Origin of the sequence: Proteus sp. CA142267 (assembly GCF_003336825.1) — a bacterium.
GTDB lineage: Bacteria > Pseudomonadota > Gammaproteobacteria > Enterobacterales > Enterobacteriaceae > Proteus > Proteus terrae.
The window spans coordinates 1-17,156 of record NZ_QPMG01000016.1; the positions used below are offsets into that span (position 1 = coordinate 1).

17 protein-coding genes and 1 riboswitch are annotated in these 17,156 nt (G+C 38.7%); of the genes, 9 read left to right on the forward strand and 8 right to left on the reverse strand.

The window, feature by feature from the left end; all coding sequences use genetic code 11:
• Positions 1 to 421: 421 nt before the first annotated feature.
• The gene (purH, locus tag C0T34_RS17555; protein ID WP_098941741.1) at positions 422 to 2,011 is read left to right on the forward strand and encodes a bifunctional phosphoribosylaminoimidazolecarboxamide formyltransferase/IMP cyclohydrolase; all 1,590 of its coding nucleotides are present in this window, start codon (positions 422 to 424) and stop codon (positions 2,009 to 2,011) included.
• A gap of 12 nt (positions 2,012 to 2,023) precedes the next feature.
• Positions 2,024 to 3,313 (forward strand): phosphoribosylamine--glycine ligase, encoded by a 1,290-nt coding sequence (purD, locus tag C0T34_RS17560; RefSeq protein WP_109850580.1) that lies wholly within the window; start codon positions 2,024 to 2,026, stop codon positions 3,311 to 3,313.
• Between the two features lie 24 nt (positions 3,314 to 3,337).
• On the opposite strand, the gene C0T34_RS17565 is transcribed toward purD, so the two are convergent.
• The 6 genes from C0T34_RS17565 to nudC form a co-directional block, all read right to left on the reverse strand.
• Entirely contained in the window at positions 3,338 to 4,000 is a 663-nt protein-coding gene (locus C0T34_RS17565) for a DUF1481 domain-containing protein (RefSeq protein ID WP_226892345.1), read from the reverse strand.
• 44 nt (positions 4,001 to 4,044) lie between these two features.
• Entirely contained in the window at positions 4,045 to 4,317 is a 273-nt protein-coding gene (locus C0T34_RS17570; RefSeq protein WP_004246922.1) for an HU family DNA-binding protein, read from the reverse strand.
• A 190-nt stretch (positions 4,318 to 4,507) separates the two neighbouring features.
• Positions 4,508 to 5,098, reverse strand: a complete 591-nt coding sequence (locus C0T34_RS17575) for a YjaG family protein (protein WP_075673760.1) — start codon at positions 5,096 to 5,098, stop codon at positions 4,508 to 4,510.
• Positions 5,099 to 5,172: 74 nt separating this feature from the next.
• Positions 5,173 to 5,841 (reverse strand): deoxyribonuclease V, encoded by a 669-nt coding sequence (gene nfi / locus C0T34_RS17580; RefSeq protein WP_098941738.1) that lies wholly within the window; start codon positions 5,839 to 5,841, stop codon positions 5,173 to 5,175.
• Positions 5,834 to 6,907 carry a uroporphyrinogen decarboxylase gene (gene hemE / locus C0T34_RS17585; RefSeq protein WP_098941737.1) on the reverse strand — a complete coding sequence of 358 codons (1,074 nt, stop codon included), beginning with the start codon at positions 6,905 to 6,907 and terminating at the stop codon, positions 5,834 to 5,836. Before hemE ends, nfi begins: the two co-directional genes overlap by 8 nt.
• 88 nt (positions 6,908 to 6,995) lie before the next feature.
• A complete protein-coding gene (gene nudC / locus C0T34_RS17590; RefSeq protein WP_098944038.1) occupies positions 6,996 to 7,781 on the reverse strand; it encodes an NAD(+) diphosphatase in 786 nt (261 codons plus the stop codon).
• A 145-nt stretch (positions 7,782 to 7,926) separates the two neighbouring features.
• Here nudC and C0T34_RS17595 point away from each other — a divergent pair, with 145 nt between their 5' ends.
• The 7 genes from C0T34_RS17595 (at position 7,927) to thiH (ending at position 14,339) form a co-directional block, all read left to right on the forward strand.
• Positions 7,927 to 8,607, forward strand: a complete 681-nt coding sequence (locus tag C0T34_RS17595; RefSeq protein ID WP_109850581.1) for an HAD family hydrolase — start codon at positions 7,927 to 7,929, stop codon at positions 8,605 to 8,607.
• 44 nt (positions 8,608 to 8,651) lie between these two features.
• Positions 8,652 to 8,774: riboswitch (TPP riboswitch) on the forward strand.
• A 142-nt stretch (positions 8,775 to 8,916) separates the two neighbouring features.
• On the forward strand, positions 8,917 to 10,869 hold the full coding sequence (thiC, locus tag C0T34_RS17600) for a phosphomethylpyrimidine synthase ThiC (protein WP_098941736.1): 1,953 nt from the start codon (positions 8,917 to 8,919) through the stop codon (positions 10,867 to 10,869).
• On the forward strand, positions 10,853 to 11,500 hold the full coding sequence (gene thiE / locus C0T34_RS17605; protein ID WP_098941735.1) for a thiamine phosphate synthase: 648 nt from the start codon (positions 10,853 to 10,855) through the stop codon (positions 11,498 to 11,500). The genes thiC and thiE overlap by 17 nt, the downstream gene beginning before the upstream one ends.
• On the forward strand, positions 11,494 to 12,243 hold the full coding sequence (locus C0T34_RS17610) for a HesA/MoeB/ThiF family protein (RefSeq protein ID WP_109850582.1): 750 nt from the start codon (positions 11,494 to 11,496) through the stop codon (positions 12,241 to 12,243). The genes thiE and C0T34_RS17610 overlap by 7 nt, the downstream gene beginning before the upstream one ends.
• Complete coding sequence (gene thiS / locus C0T34_RS17615) at positions 12,240 to 12,440, forward strand: sulfur carrier protein ThiS (RefSeq protein WP_098941733.1); 201 nt, start codon at positions 12,240 to 12,242, stop codon at positions 12,438 to 12,440. The genes C0T34_RS17610 and thiS overlap by 4 nt, the downstream gene beginning before the upstream one ends.
• A gap of 1 nt (position 12,441) precedes the next feature.
• Positions 12,442 to 13,221 carry a thiazole synthase gene (locus C0T34_RS17620; RefSeq protein ID WP_098941732.1) on the forward strand — a complete coding sequence of 260 codons (780 nt, stop codon included), beginning with the start codon at positions 12,442 to 12,444 and terminating at the stop codon, positions 13,219 to 13,221.
• Positions 13,221 to 14,339 carry a 2-iminoacetate synthase ThiH gene (thiH, locus tag C0T34_RS17625; RefSeq protein WP_098941731.1) on the forward strand — a complete coding sequence of 373 codons (1,119 nt, stop codon included), beginning with the start codon at positions 13,221 to 13,223 and terminating at the stop codon, positions 14,337 to 14,339. The genes C0T34_RS17620 and thiH overlap by 1 nt, the downstream gene beginning before the upstream one ends.
• 188 nt (positions 14,340 to 14,527) lie before the next feature.
• Here thiH and C0T34_RS17630 read toward each other — a convergent pair whose 3' ends face one another.
• Positions 14,528 to 15,589 carry an Rpn family recombination-promoting nuclease/putative transposase gene (locus tag C0T34_RS17630; protein ID WP_109850583.1) on the reverse strand — a complete coding sequence of 354 codons (1,062 nt, stop codon included), beginning with the start codon at positions 15,587 to 15,589 and terminating at the stop codon, positions 14,528 to 14,530.
• Positions 15,590 to 15,779: 190 nt separating this feature from the next.
• Positions 15,780 to 17,135 carry a polysaccharide deacetylase family protein gene (locus C0T34_RS17635; RefSeq protein ID WP_098941729.1) on the reverse strand — a complete coding sequence of 452 codons (1,356 nt, stop codon included), beginning with the start codon at positions 17,133 to 17,135 and terminating at the stop codon, positions 15,780 to 15,782.
• Positions 17,136 to 17,156: the final 21 nt, after the last annotated feature.

Genomic DNA, 17,156 nt, shown 5'->3' on the forward strand with positions numbered 1-17,156 from the left:
CGAGGAGGTGCATTCTACATCTTCCTCATTCAGTGTCAAGCGTTTATTTTCAAGGCTTTTCACTTTTTTCTTTGTTCTCTCAGCTAACTCACTTAGCGTGGTTTGCCGTGACAACGAGGACGCATTATAGGGAGTTTTCTGAAGCTGGCAATAGTTTTTTTAAGAAAAAAAATCGTTTGCTTAATTCCACAGCAAAACCCCCACTTATACGCACTTATCAACAATTTTATCCACAGAGCACCTTTTTATATAAAATTAGCATGTCAAACGCAAACGTTTGCGTTATTATAGCGGTCGATTAAGTAAGATTGATTTTGTGTCCATCTTCTGAAATGTTAGTTAAGCAAACACAATTTCACTGTATTAATGTGATTTAACTTCACCATTACTACCGTTATACCAACCCCAAGGGATAAAACTCATGCAACATCTTCGTCCTATCCGCCGTGCACTTTTAAGTGTGTCTGATAAAGCAGGTATTTTAGAATTTGCTAAAGCACTTGTTGAAAGAAAAGTAGAACTCTTATCTACAGGTGGAACCGCACGTCTATTAGCAGAAGCTGGCTTACCGGTTATTGAAGTCTCCGACTACACAGGCTTTCCAGAAATGATGGATGGCAGAGTGAAAACACTGCACCCTAAAGTACATGGTGGGATCCTAGGTCGTCGTGGACAAGATGATGCAATTATGGAAGAACATGAAATTCGTCCTATCGATATGGTCGTCGTAAATCTTTATCCTTTTGCTAAAACAGTAGCTCGTCCAGATTGCTCATTAGCAGATGCTGTGGAGAATATCGATATTGGTGGACCAACAATGGTTCGCTCCGCGGCAAAAAATCATAAAGACGTTACGATTGTAGTAAATAGTAATGACTATGAAAGAGTGATTGAAGAAATGGATAATCACGAAAATAGCCTTACTTTAGATACACGCTTTGATTTGGCGATTAAAGCCTTTGAACACACAGCTGCTTATGACGGAATGATTGCTAACTACTTCGGCCAGAAGGTTGCACCTTATTATGGTGATACTTCACAACCATCAGGTACTTTCCCTCGTACCTTAAATCTGAACTATATAAAGAAACAAGATATGCGTTATGGTGAGAATGCTCACCAGCAAGCAGCTTTCTATATAGAAGAGAATATAGAAGAAGCATCTATTGCCACTGCAAACCAATTACAAGGCAAAGCACTTTCTTATAACAATATTGCTGATACTGATGCAGCATTAGAATGTGTGAAATCATTTTCCGAGCCTGCATGTGTTATTGTGAAACATGCAAACCCTTGCGGTGTTGCAATTGCGAACACGCTCGCACAAGCATATGACAATGCATTTAAAACTGATCCAACTTCTGCATTTGGTGGCATTATCGCATTCAATCGGCCATTAGATGCAAAAACAGCAAGTGCAATCATCGAACGTCAGTTTGTTGAAGTAATCATTGCTCCTTCTATTAATGAAGATGCATTACCAATTTTAGAAACTAAACCAAATGTTCGTGTATTAGCTTGTGGTCAATGGCAAGAAGCCAAACCAGCATTAGATTTCAAACGTGTTAATGGTGGGCTGTTAGTTCAAGATCGTGACTTAGGTATGGTAAAAGAAGAAAACTTAAGAGTGGTCACCCAACGTCAACCTAGTGAGCGTGAACTTAAAGATGCTCTCTTCTGCTGGAAAGTCGCCAAATTCGTAAAATCAAATGCCATTGTTTACGCTAAAAACGATATGACAATCGGTATTGGTGCAGGACAAATGAGCCGTGTGTATTCTGCAAAAATTGCAGGTATTAAAGCTGCTGATGAAGGTTTAGAAGTTGCAGGCTGTGCAATGGCATCAGACGCATTCTTCCCATTTAGAGATGGTATTGATGCGGCAGCACTTGCCGGTGTGACTTGTGTTATTCAACCTGGCGGCTCAATTCGTGATGATGAAGTGATCGCAGCTGCAAATGAGCATAACATCGCAATGATTTTCACCAATATGCGCCACTTCCGTCATTAATAAGGTATTGATATGAATATTTTGATTATTGGTAATGGCGGTCGTGAACATGCTTTAGCCTGGAAATCGGTTCAGTCGCCGCTTGCAACGCACGTTTTTGTTGCCCCTGGTAATGCAGGTACTGCATTAGAAAGTGGTGTTGAGAATGTCGCTATCAGTGCAACAGATATTCCTGCATTAGTCGCATTTGCTCTCGAAAATAAAATTGATTTGACTATCGTGGGCCCTGAAGCACCACTGGTTATTGGTGTTGTAGATGCATTTAAAGAAGCGGGATTGACCATCTTTGGCCCAACAAAAGGAGCCGCGCAGTTAGAAGGCTCTAAAGCCTTCACAAAAGATTTTTTAGCTCGTCATAAAATTCCAACTGCGGATTATCAAAATTTCACAGAAATAGCACCTGCACTTGAGTACCTTAATAAAGTAGGCGCACCGATTGTTATCAAAGCAGATGGTTTAGCCGCAGGTAAAGGCGTTATTGTTGCTATGACACAAGCTGAGGCTGAAGCTGCAATTAAAGATATGCTGGCTGGCAATGTTTTTGGTGATGCAGGCCATCGTATTGTTATCGAAGAATTTCTTGATGGCGAAGAAGCTAGCTTTATTGTGATGGTTGATGGTGAACACGTTATTCCAATGGCAACAAGCCAAGATCATAAACGTGTTGGTGATGGAGATACTGGACCTAATACAGGGGGAATGGGAGCATATTCACCAGCACCTGTAGTTACACCAGAAATCCACCAGCAAGTAATGGAAAAAATCATTTATCCAACAGTAAAAGGAATGGCTTCTGAAGGCTATCGTTACCAAGGTTTCCTTTATGCAGGACTGATGATTGATAAACAAGGCATTGCTAAGGTTATTGAGTTTAACTGTCGTTTTGGTGATCCAGAAACTCAACCAATTATGATGCGTATGCAATCTGATTTAGTTGAGCTGTGTTTAGCTGGAGCAAAAGGTAACTTAAAAGATAAAGATTCCCTTTGGGATCCTCGTCCAGCTTTAGGGATTGTGATTGCAGCTGGCGGCTACCCTGCAGATTATCGTCAAGGTGATGTTATCAAAGGCTTAAAACCAACATCAACAACAACGGCAAAAGTATTTCAAGCAGGAACAACACTCAATGACAAAGGCGACGTTATCACTGCTGGCGGGCGAGTATTATGTGCGACTGCATTAGGTGATGATATTGAGCAGGCTCAACAAAATGCTTATGCCTTAGCGAAAGATATTCATTGGAATGGTAGTTTTTATCGCCATGATATCGGCTACCGAGCGATTGCGCGCTTAAAGAAATAAATTAACAACAACAAAAGGGAGTGATCACAAGCTCTCTTTTGTTGGTTCCCATTTACAAAAATCGTGTTCTGCAACCATAAGTAATTGCTTACCTTCTGGTGAATCAAGCCAAGCAACATAAGAAGGCTTACTTGAATTACGTGTTCTTGTTTTTAACCAACGTTGTTCAGGGCCTTCAAATGAAATACTCACCTTCTCACCAGCACATGTTGTCATCGTATTTTGATACCAAATACCCTGTACTAAATTTACTTTCCCAATAGTAAGCGCTTCACTAATTTCACGCTCTTTACTTGCAGCAAATACCATTCTTAAACGCTCATCTTCTGTCAATGCTCGTTTTTGCTTCTGGCTTTCTTGTTGCATGAAAATAACTTCACCTCGTTTATTTAAACGAAGATGCCAAGAGGAGGGATCATTTGGATTGATAACTTCAGAGCGGACTTGCCAAAGCTTATTTTGACGATACTCATAGAATGTGATGACAGTTTCTGGCTTTTTATAAAAGCTATAAACACTCATGATCACTTGAGGCTCTGACACTTTATTATTTAAACGCCATAGCCGGACAACACCTTCATCTGCAATATAACCTGTTGCAGAAAATTCAGGTAGTTGCACAGTAGAGGAGCAGGCGCTGAGCAAAAAAGCAGATCCTATTGCTAACAGCCCCTGTCGTTTCAACAAAAGGGGAGTAAATCCCCCTCTATTGTTCATTCCGTTCAAAGGAATTATTTTACTGCGTCTTTCAGTGCTTTACCGGCAGTAAATGCAGGAACGTTAGCTGCTGCAATTTTAATTTCTTTACCAGTTTGAGGGTTACGACCAGTACGCTCTGCACGGTGATTCACTTTGAATGTACCGAAACCAACTAACTGTACAGAATCGCCTTCTTTCAGAGCACCTGTTACTGAATCGATAAACGCTTCAATAGCAGCTTTTGCTTGAGTTTTTGTCAGATCCGCTTTTTCAGCAACTGATTCGGTTAATTCAGCTTTGTTCATAAAATAGTCCTTAAAGTATGTTTTATCGTTTGAAAAACATCTGGTGAAAAAACTTAACTTATCTTTTTAAGAGGATAAATTAAGTAAAACACCTGAGCCACTTCTTTTCGTACCCAATGTAGAACATACACAGGGGTGATGTGAAGTCTTTAAACGTCGCTTTTCAAGCACTAAATCACGTTTTTCTGATTTAGTGCGTTAATTCTATACCGATATTGCTCATTCCAGCTTCACGAAGGTCTGCACGTAGACCCTTGATCAGTTCGATATCTCTTTCTTCACATTCTACAAGTAGACGGTAAATTTCCCATTGGATATCGAACTCTTCAATAACAGCAGGTAGAGATCTAAGCTCTTCTTCGCTCATTTCTCTTTCTGCTTGTGTCATTTCAAGTGAAGCAACTGTCCCTACTGATAATTTGCTCACTTCAATAGCGTGACTTAATGATTCACCGCTTAAACGAGAGTGAACAATTTCACTAAGTGCAACACAGGCGTCAATCGCAGGATAGACACCATAAATCTCGAACTGAGATGCATCAGGAATAGCTTCTTCTAATTTCTCTAATTGAGAATCAAAATTAACCTTTGCATCTTTCACCGTTAAAGTTTCCCAAACCAGATCGAGAATACGGCGATAAAGCATTGGATCGGTAAATCCTGTTTCACGACAAAATACCTGATAATTAGGGTACATTCTCTCACACAGGCACGCCATAAACGTCAGATGTTGCCAAGCTTCTAGCTTTTCTAAACGTAAATGGATTGGGTTCTTCAACATTCGTGATTACTCATTTTCTTAACTTAGGCGCAGTTTACCTGAAAATTAAAAATATCCACATATTTCCCGGTCATTTAGAGCTTATTCTTATTCAACTGCTCAAATAATCGCCTATTTGAAGCAATACCATCAGCCCAACGTGTGGGTTCTGGCAATCGATATCCTTTCATACACAACTCAACCCACTGCAAAGCGCCATTCATACTCACTTTATGACCCGGAGAAATATACAGGGGTTTACATTTTTTCTTACTACGATAAATCCACCCTATTTGCTCATTCTTATCCATTAGCGGTTCGTGACTTCCCATTTCTTCATTGACGACTTTATCAATGCCACATAAACGGCTTTTTGCCACACCAATAGTAGGCGTATTCACTAATAAACCAAAATGACTTGCGACACCAAGCCTTCTAGGATGAGCAATACCTTGTCCATCGACAAAAATAAGGGAAGGCTTTTGTTTGATTAGTTGCCAAGCAGTCAGTAACGCAGGACACTCTCTAAACGAAAGTAAACCAGGAATATAAGGAAGAGTTGTAGGTATTCGCGCAATTTGATATTCAAGAATTTCAAAAGAAGGGTAATGCATTATCACGATGGCGGCGCGAGTAACTGCGCCACCTTCTTCAAAACCAACATCAGCACCTGCTATGTAAGTTGGTGCTGTAAATTGGTCCGTTAAAATAATCTGTTGAGCTTTTTCTGTCTGCTCCTGACGTAATTGCTGGGTATTAATCATTATCCTGATGATAAGGCTTCGATAAACGGTGAACCGCATCAATAAATGCACCAGCATGTTCTGGTGGAACATCTTGATGAATACCGTGCCCAAGATTAAAGACATGACCATTACCTTTACCAAATCCAGCAAGAATAGTTTCGACTTCTTGCTCTATTCTGGCAGGCGGTGCATACAGCATAGAAGGATCCATATTGCCTTGTAGCGCAACTTTATCCCCTACTCGACGACGTGCATCTTCAATATCAATCGTCCAATCAAGTCCTAATGCATCGCAACCCGTCGCAGCCATCGCTTCTAGCCAACGACCGCCACCTTTGGTAAATAAGGTTACAGGAACTTTTCTTCCATCATATTCACGGATAAGACCATCAACAATCTTATGCATATAGTGTAATGAGAAGAGTTGGTAATCACGGCCAGTTAGCACACCACCCCATGTATCAAAGATCATGATAGACTGCGCACCAGCTTTAATTTGAGCATTCAGATACAGAATAACGCTATCTGCCAGTTTATCCAGTAATAGATGTAGTGCTTGAGGCTCTGAATACATCATTTTTTTAATTTTTGTGAAGGCCTTACTACTTCCACCTTCAACCATATAGGTTGCCAGCGTCCAAGGACTTCCCGAAAAACCAATTAATGGCACACTACCTTGCAATGCATGACGAATGGCACGAACTGCATTCATCACATATCCCAGTTCATCTTCAGGATCAGGAATAGGTAGCTTTTTAATATCATCAAGACTATTTATTGGTGATTTAAAACGAGGGCCTTCACCTGTTTCAAAGTAAAGACCCAATCCCATTGCATCTGGAATAGTTAAAATATCAGAAAATAAAATAGCAGCATCTAAAGGAAAGCGTCTTAAAGGCTGTAATGTCACTTCACAAGCCAATTCTGTGTTCTTGCACAATGAGATGAAATCCCCCGCCTGTGCCCGTGTTTCCTTATATTCAGGAAGATATCTGCCTGCCTGACGCATCATCCAAACTGGGGTGACATCAACAGGTTGGCGCAACAGCGCACGTAAATAGCGGTCGTTTTTCAACTCACTCATGACTAACTCCATTAACAGTAATAGGGCCGCAAAATCGCAGGCATTGTAACATGCTGGAAAAATAACTGTTGGCTGACAGCGCCTTTATTTAGTTTTTTTCTTTATCTTGTCTAATATTGGCTATCGTATCTTCTATCAAGCGTCTAGCAATCGTATCTGGCGGTGGGATCTGTGGTAATTGATCGTAACGATACCAAGCTGCACTCGTTAATTCTGAAGGATCGTGGCGTAGTTCACCACCATCATAGTCAGCTAAAAAGCCCATCATTAAGGAGTGAGGGAATGGCCAAGGCTGAGAGGATACATAACGAATATTGCGAATACGAATATTACTCTCTTCAAACACTTCACGGGCTACGGCTTCTTCTAAGGTTTCACCAACCTCAACAAAACCAGCAAGTACAGTGTAAAGAGGTGAATGTTTATGCCTAACATGATGTGCTAATAAGATTTTATCTTCATGGCGGATACCCACAATAATACAAGGGGCAATTTGTGGATAATAGCGTTCATGGCAGTTATCACATAAACATGCCCATTCACTCTCACTATGACGCATTTTGGAACCACAGTAACCACAAAAACGGTGAGAACGATAAAACTCAGCCAGTTGAACGCCACGACCAACTAATTTAAATAAGTTTTCATCCTGTGAAGCAATAAGCCTTGGTGAACACATGTCATTATCCATTTTTCCATGAATAAGCCAAACTGTTTCACCTTGCCATTCACCAACAATTTTGGCGTGCTGACCAATGAGATCCCAATCTTTAGCTAAGCCAAATGGAAGTTCGCCTTTAGGTAACCATACTCGTCCACCAAGACTGACTGTCCACCAGCCCTTTTCTGACCCTGATAATGTATATAAATGCATAACGACCATTCTATCCCAAATAATGATATAGAATAGAGGATACTCTTTTTAGCAATAACCACTCAATGAATTATGACTATCTTCTATAATTCATTAACATTCTTAAATATAAATATAAATTTTATTAATAGTAAGAACCGTTAGAATGACAGATAAAACAAAAAACAAAATTGCTATTTTTGATCTAGATGAAACACTTTTAGCAGGCGATTCTAGTCGCTTATGGACAAACTATTTGTGGGACAAAAATATAGTCACAGATCCTCATTTTTTAAAACTAGATGAACAAATGATCGCAGACTATTACGCTGAAAAACTGGATATAAACCAATATCTTTTTCAACATCTAGCATATTTTAAACATTATGATATAGATGAGATAAATCATTGGGTTAATGACTTCACTGAAACAAGAATCCAGCCTCTACTTTACCCACAAGGAATATCAATAATTACACAATATCGACAGCAAAACATTCCCGTTATAATTATTTCAGCAACAATGTCCTTTCTAGTTCATGCTATTGCAAAGCAACTCAATGCGGACGTTTCAATGGGTATTGATATGCAAATTAAGGACAATCATTACACTGGATTTATTGAAGGTATTCCTACATTTCGAGAAGGAAAAGTTGAGCGTTTAAACCAATGGAAAGAAGCCAATAACATTAATGAAACTTATATTTATTTCTATACTGATTCATCTAATGATCTCCCATTATGTTACCAAGCAGACCATGTTATCGCGGTTAATGCAGATAAAAAATTAACTCTAGTTTCAGATGAAAAAGCGTGGGAACAACAACATTGGGATTTAAATAAATAACCCATGTCGGACTTGTAGTTTTTAAAATCTTTCATATACTGGACGTCTTCTTGTCGGAGTGCCTAGTGTTTATAAGGCTATTATAAACACAGGCTGAGACCGTTAATTCGGGATCCGCGGAACCTGATCGGGTTAATACCCGCGAAGGGAACAAGAGTGATTCGACCTTTTGATAGCTTCATTGCGTATATTTTTTTACACACTTATATACACCTATCTGTCGATACTCCCTGCGACCTCCAGACAAGCATTTTTCTCAATATTCACCCGACAGGCAATTAGCCTGCATGATATTTATTAGGAAATGCTATGTCCCAAAATCAAACTATATCCGTTAAAGATATTTCACCAACAAACAACAAACATCGCCCACGAAAAGAGCAGCGTGATGCAGCTCAAGAGTTTATCAGCACTATTCAAGGTGTCAGTTTCCCAAATTCAAACCGCATTTACCTCGAAGGATCACGTACTGATATTCAAGTACCAATGCGTGAGATCCAACTTGATAAAACACTAGTAGGAGGATCAAAAGATTCCCCTGTTTTTGAAGATAATGAACCTGTACCTGTGTATGACACATCAGGCCCTTATGGCGATCCGGCTTCTCAACTTGACGTTAATCTTGGATTAAAAAAAATACGCCAACCATGGATTGATGAGCGCAATGATACTGAAGCACTTTCTCTTTTAAGTTCGGATTTCACCCAACAGCGCCTTGCCGACGCTGGATTAGAACATCTGCGTTTTCCTTTAAAGCCAAGCCCTAAAAAAGCGTTAAATGGAAAGAGTGTGACGCAATTGCATTATGCTCGCCAAGGTATTATTACGCCTGAAATGGAGTTTATCGCTATTCGTGAGAATATGGGCCGAGAGAGAATTCGTAGCGAAGTTTTACACCAACAACATGCAGGATTCAGCTTTGGTGCGCATCTCCCTGACAATATTACCCCTGAATTTGTACGCCAAGAAGTTGCTGCGGGCCGAGCTATCATTCCTGCCAATATCAATCACCCTGAATCAGAACCGATGATTATTGGGCGTAATTTCTTAGTGAAAGTGAATGCCAATATCGGAAACTCCTCTGTAACCTCCTCCATTGAAGAAGAAGTGGAAAAGCTGATTTGGTCTACACGCTGGGGTGCTGATACTGTAATGGATCTCTCAACAGGCCGTTATATTCATGAAACGCGTGAGTGGATCATTCGTAACAGCCCAGTTCCTATCGGCACAGTTCCAATTTATCAAGCACTCGAGAAAGTTAACGGTATTGCTGAAGATCTCACTTGGGAAATGTTTCGAGATACCTTGCTTGAACAAGCAGAGCAAGGCGTTGATTACTTTACTATTCATGCAGGCGTATTGTTACGTTATGTACCAATGACGGCAAAACGCCTAACGGGTATTGTGTCTCGTGGTGGTTCGATAATGGCGAAATGGTGTTTATCACATCATAAAGAGAATTTCCTCTACGAACATTTCCGTGAAATCTGTGAAATTTGCACAGCTTATGATGTTTCCCTTTCTCTAGGCGATGGATTAAGACCGGGTTCAATTCAAGATGCAAATGATGAAGCACAATTTTCTGAATTACATACCTTAGGTGAACTGACAAAAATTGCATGGGAATATGACGTTCAAGTCATGATAGAAGGCCCTGGTCATGTTCCAATGCAAATGATCCGTCGCAATATGACAGAAGAATTAGAGCATTGTCATGAAGCACCATTTTATACATTAGGTCCTCTTACTACAGACATTGCACCAGGTTACGATCACTTCACATCAGGTATTGGTGCAGCAATGATTGGCTGGTTTGGTTGTGCAATGCTCTGTTATGTTACCCCTAAAGAGCATCTAGGTTTACCTAATAAAGAAGATGTAAAACAAGGGCTTATTACTTATAAAATTGCTGCTCATGCCGCCGACTTAGCCAAAGGACATCCAGGAGCTCAAATTCGTGATAATGCAATGTCAAAAGCTCGCTTTGAGTTTAGATGGGAAGATCAATTTAATTTAGCGCTTGATCCTGAAACCGCACGCCAATATCACGATGAAACCTTGCCCCAAGCATCAGGAAAAGTCGCTCATTTCTGCTCAATGTGTGGCCCTAAATTCTGCTCAATGAAAATAACACAAGAAGTACGCGATTATGCGGCTGGCATGGAGCAAATGTCTCAAGCCTTTAAAGAGCATGGAAGTGAGTTATACCACAGTGCAGAAATCGCCAGTGTTGAGGTGACTGAAAATGAACAGATCCTCTAACACCCCTTTCGCATCAACAGAAAAAAAGCTTGGGCTTTATCCTGTTGTTGATTCTATTGAATGGATCGAACGCCTGTTAAAAACAGGCGTTACCACCCTGCAATTACGCATAAAAGATAAACAACCAAACGATGTTGAACAAGAGATCGTTGAAGCAATAAAACTAGGTAAACAGTATCACGCAAGACTGTTTATTAATGACTATTGGCAACTTGCTATTAAACATCACGCCTACGGTGTTCATCTTGGCCAAGAAGATCTCGATATTGCGGATCTTAATGCCATAAAAAAAGCAGGGTTACGCCTTGGTATTTCTACTCATGATGAAACGGAATTACAAAGAGCGAAAGCATTGCGTCCATCTTACATCGCATTAGGACATATCTTTCCAACGACAACTAAAGATATGCCATCCAAACCCCAAGGTTTGAAGGCACTCAAACATCAAGTAGAGCAGACACCTAATTTTCCAACTGTTGCTATTGGTGGGATCTCGCTAGAGAGAGTACCTGATGTTGTTGCAACTGGTGTCGGTAGTATTGCCTTAGTCAGTGCAATAACAAAAGCGCCAGATTGGCAACAAGTAACGCGTAAATTATTAGAATTAGTGGAGGGAAAACCATCATGCTAAATGATAATGATTTTATGCGTTATAGCCGACAAGTGATGTTAGAAGATATTGGCTTAGAGGGTCAAAATAAACTTCAACAAGCAAGAGTACTGATTGTTGGACTTGGTGGATTAGGCTCTCCTGCATCACTTTATCTTGCTGGTGCAGGTATTGGGGAGCTTATTTTAGTTGATGATGATGAGTTGCATGTTTCTAATCTACAACGTCAAATTCTTTATCGAACTCAAGATATTCCTAATGCAAAATCAGAGGTCGCAAGGCAGTCTCTGCTCGCATTAAATCCAGAGATAAAAATTACCTCTTATAAACAACGTATTGATGATGACTCATTATCTAAATTAGTTAAAGAGGCTGATTTAGTCTTAGATTGCACAGATAACATGCTCACACGCCAAGCGATTAATCGTGCTTGTGTTGCGCAGCAAACTCCGCTTATCAGTGGCAGTGCCGTAGGGTTTAGTGGACAACTTATGGTGTTTGAACCTCCTTTTACTCATGGCTGCTATCACTGCCTCTATCCAGATCAGACCGAACCACAACGCAATTGCAGAACAGCCGGAATTTTAGGTCCTGTTGTGGGTGTGATTGGTACACTTCAGGCACTTGAGGCAATTAAATTGCTCTCTGGCTTACCCTGTACTCTAAGTGGAAAACTTCGCCTTTTCGATGGTAGAAAACAAAATTGGAGTACTTTGCGTTTAACACCATCAAAAACATGTCCTGTTTGTCGAGGGATAGCATGAACATTACCGTAAATGACGAACAATATTCTCTGGATATGCCTGTCACTATTTGTCAGCTCCTTATTCAGCTAGAGCAACCACCAATTGGTGTAGCACTTGCCATCAATGAAACGATTGTTCCCCGTGACAACTGGGAAACACATTTTATTAATGATGGCGATACTATTCTTCTCTTCCAAGCAATTGCAGGGGGCTGATATGTTAAAAATTGCTGATACAACATTCACATCGAGACTTTTTACAGGCACAGGGAAATTTGCAACACCAACACTAATGACAGAAGCCATTAAAGCTTCGGGTAGCCAATTAGTTACGATGGCAATGAAGCGTGTGGATTTAAAAAATGGCAATGATGATTTAATCGCACCACTTAAATCACTAGGGGTAAAATTACTACCTAATACATCCGGTGCGAAAACAGCACAAGAAGCTGTTTTTGCGGCTCGTTTAGCCAAAGAAGCTTTTGGTACTCACTGGGTAAAATTAGAAATTCATCCTGATACCAAATACTTATTACCCGACCCTATTGAAACACTTAAAGCCGCTGAAATCCTCGTTAAAGAAGGTTTTGTTGTTTTACCTTATTGTAGTGCTGATCCTGTTTTGTGTCGTCGCTTAGAAGAAGTTGGCTGTGCAGCCGTAATGCCTTTAGGATCTCCTATTGGTTCAAATCAAGGTTTACAGACTCGTGATTTTCTACGGATTATTATTGAACAAGCCTCAATACCTGTTGTTGTTGATGCAGGGATTGGTGCGCCAAGCCACGCACTTGAAGCTTTAGAGTTAGGTGCAGATGCAGTCTTAGTGAATACCGCAATTGCTGTTGCTAAAAATCCTGTTTTAATGGCACAAGCATTTAAAGCAGCGCTTGATGCAGGCGAACTTGCTCGACAATCAGGACTTGCCACACCCGCTTCAATTGTGAATATGCAAGCACAAGCCTCTAGCCCATTAACTCAATACTTAGAGGCGTTCTAATGGACACTTTTTCTGATTATTGGCAACAACTCGACTGGGATGACATTACATTAAAGCTCAATAGTAAAACCAATGCGGATGTTGAAGCCGCATTAAATCGTCATACCCTTACACTCGATGATTTTATGGCGCTGATTTCGCCTGCGGGTCGACATTACTTAGAGCCTATGGCTCAACGCGCTCAGAAACTTACTCGACAACGTTTTGGTAATATTGTGGGATTATATGTTCCACTCTATCTTTCTAATTTATGTGCAAATGACTGTACTTATTGTGGCTTTTCAATGAGTAATGCCATTAAACGCAAAACATTAAATGAAAATGAGATCATTGCCGAATGTAATAGCATTAGACAATTAGGTTTTGATAGCTTGTTATTAGTGACAGGAGAACATCAAAGAAAAGTGGGTATGGATTATTTTCGCCAATATATCCCTCTTATTCGAGAAAATTTCAGTTCATTAATGATGGAAGTTCAACCTCTTGCAACAGAAGAGTATGCAGAATTAAAAACTCTGGGTATTGATGGTGTCATGGTTTATCAAGAAACCTATCATGAACCAACTTATCAGCTTCATCATCTAAAAGGTAAAAAACAAGATTTCCATTGGCGACTACAAACACCAGATAGATTAGGGCAAGCAGGGATTGATAAAATTGGTTTAGGTGCATTGATTGGCCTTTCAAGTCAGTGGCGTAGCGATTGCTATATGGTGGCGGAACATCTCTTGTTCTTACAAAAACGCTATTGGAAAAGTCGTTACTCTATCTCTTTTCCTCGTTTACGTCCTTGTGCTGGTGGACTTAACCCCGCATCAGTAATGAGTGAAGCTGAGTTAGTTCAGTTGATCTGTGCTTTTCGCATTTTAGCACCCGATATTGAACTTTCACTTTCAACTCGTGAATCTCCATATTTTCGCGATAACACAGTGCCGTTAGCAATTAATAATATTAGTGCAGGATCTAAAACTCAACCCGGTGGATATTCTGATAGCCATGAAGAATTAGAGCAATTTTCGCCTAATGATAATCGTCATGTAAATGATGTTATTAACGTATTAAAAGAGCGAGGATTACAACCAGTATGGAAAGATTGGGATAATTACTTGGGTCGTTAATTAAAATTCAAGCAATATAAAACCGCCTTTAATTTATTTAATTAAAAATAATAAAGGCGGTTTTTATTAAATGATTTAATAAAATTAATATGTAATAAATTTAAAACAATTAAAGAAAAATAAAATAGTACAAACAATATATTAGAATACTTTTAATTTAATATTATATAAAACAGGTGGTTTAATTATTATACTGTTAACTCTTCAATTTCTTGAATACTTAAACCGGATATTTTCTCGATAAATAAAAGATCAAAATTCTCTTTTAATAAGTTTTGAACTAATTCCATTTGTACTATTTTCTTACCGATTTCAATGCCTTCTGTTTTGCCTAACTCAATGCCTTTAGCTCTTCCAATCTCAATACCTACATTCTTACCTAATTCAATACCTACATTCTTACCTAATTCAATACCTACATTTTTGCCCAGTTCGATCCCCTCATTTTTGCCTATTTCAAACCCTTCGCTTACACCTAAATTAAATCCTTTATTTTCTAATCTCCAAGCTATATTCATAATCACCTCTTTGTGGTTATCTACTTGTTCAACTATCTTATTTAAAATGAACTCAAAGTCTGATGCGTCCATAATTGAGAATAAATATTCTACAACAGCAATCGTGTCTTCATCTCTGCAGTTTTTCTGATTTATTGCTTTTGATAGAAGTATTGCAATCTCATTAATATCATGACAACTATTAACATGCTTCATCGCAATTTCCATTACCGCTGCTTTTTTATGTGTCAGTAAAATATCATCATCAATTGAAGTCAAATCAATTAAAGAGAAACTATTAGAATAAAGTTTATTAGCAAGTGAATTAAGCGGAAAGCATGACATCCAATTAACAGGAAAAGGATAAGGTTTTTTCTCTCCATGATAAAACAGAATGGGAACAACGAGAGGTAAAGATTTATAACCTTGCTGTAAATGTTGATTCATAGTGTAAAACGCATAATTCATCATACGCCAAGCTATCATTTTATCTGGCTTAGATTGATGCTCTATCAGTAAATAAATAGAGATATCACCCTCTTTGGTTTTCACTAAATATAAAATATCAGACATACGAGAACGTAAGTTAATATCGATAAAAGCAGAATTTTGTAATTGCAACGTTGAAAAATCACAATGACTTTTTAAGTCCTCAGGTAAATGGACAAAGAAAAAGTCTTTCGCATTACTCACATTCATCATAAAACGTTTAAATGCAGAATCATAAGAAGATATGGATATAGATTTTTTCATAACTAGCTCCATGCTGAATTTGGATTGCTAGCTTACAGAAAAAAATAAATTTTTATCACTAAAAAATAATCATAATTATCTGAAAAATATAAGTTATTTATTGATCTTAACTGAATGAGTAATAGAGAAATAAAAAATACCTTCAATAAATATCAAAGGTATTTTTTAAGATTATAAATTTTCTTTTTAATTATTTATCAACAACGATATTTTTATTAACCACTTCATATTCATCATTACCCACCATCCTCGCAAATTTCTCAATGGGATCTGTGCTCAAAGCATAAAGTCGTTTTAGAGCGAAAGGTGGATCACCTAAACGAACTTTTCCTTGCTGAGTCGTCACCGCCAATGTCATACCCGACGTTTTGACAGCATTGATTGCTCTTTGATTATATCCACCGAAAGGATATGCAAAGGCATATTGATGTGAATTTAATAATCGCAATACACGTTGTGAACGTTGCAAATCCAATATAATTGTGTGGGACTGACGGCTAAAAATAATAGGCTTTTTATTATTATCTAAACGATGTAAAAAATGGGAGTGTGATTGAATATCAAAAACATCACGACTCGATTTAAGTGACTGCCAACTCATAAATTGCAATGAATTAGGTGCCCACTTAGGTGTTTTAGATTTTATTCGTGAAGAGATAACAAATAGTGTTGCTCGTTGGCCATTTTCTTTTAAAAGAGGATAAGCATAGCGATAAACAGACTGCAAACCATCATCAAATGTTAATGCAACAGCTCGACCCGGTAAATTGACACTTTTATTTAAATAGCCTGCAACTTGATTTAGTGAAAGTGTTTCATATCCCGCATCTTTTAAATAATTCATCTGCTCTGTAAATGCAGTTAATGATGTTGTCGTTGATGTATGGCGAAAATTGTGGTTTTCCGTTGCTTTGAGAATATGATGATAGGTGAGTACAGGTATCCCTAAATCAGGCTTTACATCCCTTGATGAAATATAACCTAAGCGGTCACCTAAAGAAATTTCAAACCAATTGATTTTATTTCCATCAGCATCTTCTTTTATTGTGCGTGATAACACGGGATAACGTAAATTGGATAAAAGTATTGCTATTTGTGAGCTAGCAATATCTTTATCACTATAGATAGGGGTATTTTTTGTCGTGATTAAATATTCGTAGATAGGATAATCTGTTTTCTTCGTGCTATCTGATAAGAAACGTATTTTCTTATCAGGTTTAATAGAGGCAATATCTTCAAAATAGCCATCTTCTAAATAACCCGCTTCAAGATAACCTTGAGCATTACCAAATTGTATTTTGTGATAATCGCCCTCCGCTATTGATGCATAAAAACCTTGGTTAGGACAAAGCTCTGCGACAGGTCGTAATTTATCTCCCACAAATGCATATAGCGTTTTTTGTTGGCGCAGTTGCATCAATGTTGTAATGGGCGTTTTTAAATCCCATTGAGCTTCTGTTGGAATACCTCGTTCATAAGGTACTGCGGAAACAAATCCAGTAAAAATAAAGCATAGAATAATCAAACTACTAGTTATTATTCTCATCATTTCGCCTACTTATGTAGA

Excerpts from the sequence above, each read along its gene's own strand:
- thiE (WP_098941735.1), top strand. The coding sequence starts at position 10,853 with ATGAACAGATCCTCTAACACCCCTTTCGCATCAACAGAAAAAAAGCTT.
- C0T34_RS17595 (WP_109850581.1), top strand. The coding sequence starts at position 7,927 with ATGACAGATAAAACAAAAAACAAAATTGCTATTTTTGATCTAGATGAA.
- purH (WP_098941741.1), top strand. The coding sequence starts at position 422 with ATGCAACATCTTCGTCCTATCCGCCGTGCACTTTTAAGTGTGTCTGAT.
- nfi (WP_098941738.1), bottom strand. The coding sequence starts at position 5,841 with ATGATTAATACCCAGCAATTACGTCAGGAGCAGACAGAAAAAGCTCAA.
- C0T34_RS17635 (WP_098941729.1), bottom strand. The coding sequence starts at position 17,135 with ATGAGAATAATAACTAGTAGTTTGATTATTCTATGCTTTATTTTTACT.
- C0T34_RS17610 (WP_109850582.1), top strand. The coding sequence starts at position 11,494 with ATGCTAAATGATAATGATTTTATGCGTTATAGCCGACAAGTGATGTTA.
- C0T34_RS17630 (WP_109850583.1), bottom strand. The coding sequence starts at position 15,589 with ATGAAAAAATCTATATCCATATCTTCTTATGATTCTGCATTTAAACGT.
- thiC (WP_098941736.1), top strand. The coding sequence starts at position 8,917 with ATGTCCCAAAATCAAACTATATCCGTTAAAGATATTTCACCAACAAAC.
- hemE (WP_098941737.1), bottom strand. The coding sequence starts at position 6,907 with ATGAGTGAGTTGAAAAACGACCGCTATTTACGTGCGCTGTTGCGCCAA.
- thiS (WP_098941733.1), top strand. The coding sequence starts at position 12,240 with ATGAACATTACCGTAAATGACGAACAATATTCTCTGGATATGCCTGTC.
- nudC (WP_098944038.1), bottom strand. The coding sequence starts at position 7,781 with ATGCATTTATATACATTATCAGGGTCAGAAAAGGGCTGGTGGACAGTC.
- C0T34_RS17575 (WP_075673760.1), bottom strand. The coding sequence starts at position 5,098 with ATGTTGAAGAACCCAATCCATTTACGTTTAGAAAAGCTAGAAGCTTGG.
- purD (WP_109850580.1), top strand. The coding sequence starts at position 2,024 with ATGAATATTTTGATTATTGGTAATGGCGGTCGTGAACATGCTTTAGCC.
- C0T34_RS17570 (WP_004246922.1), bottom strand. The coding sequence starts at position 4,317 with ATGAACAAAGCTGAATTAACCGAATCAGTTGCTGAAAAAGCGGATCTG.
- thiH (WP_098941731.1), top strand. The coding sequence starts at position 13,221 with ATGGACACTTTTTCTGATTATTGGCAACAACTCGACTGGGATGACATT.
- C0T34_RS17620 (WP_098941732.1), top strand. The coding sequence starts at position 12,442 with ATGTTAAAAATTGCTGATACAACATTCACATCGAGACTTTTTACAGGC.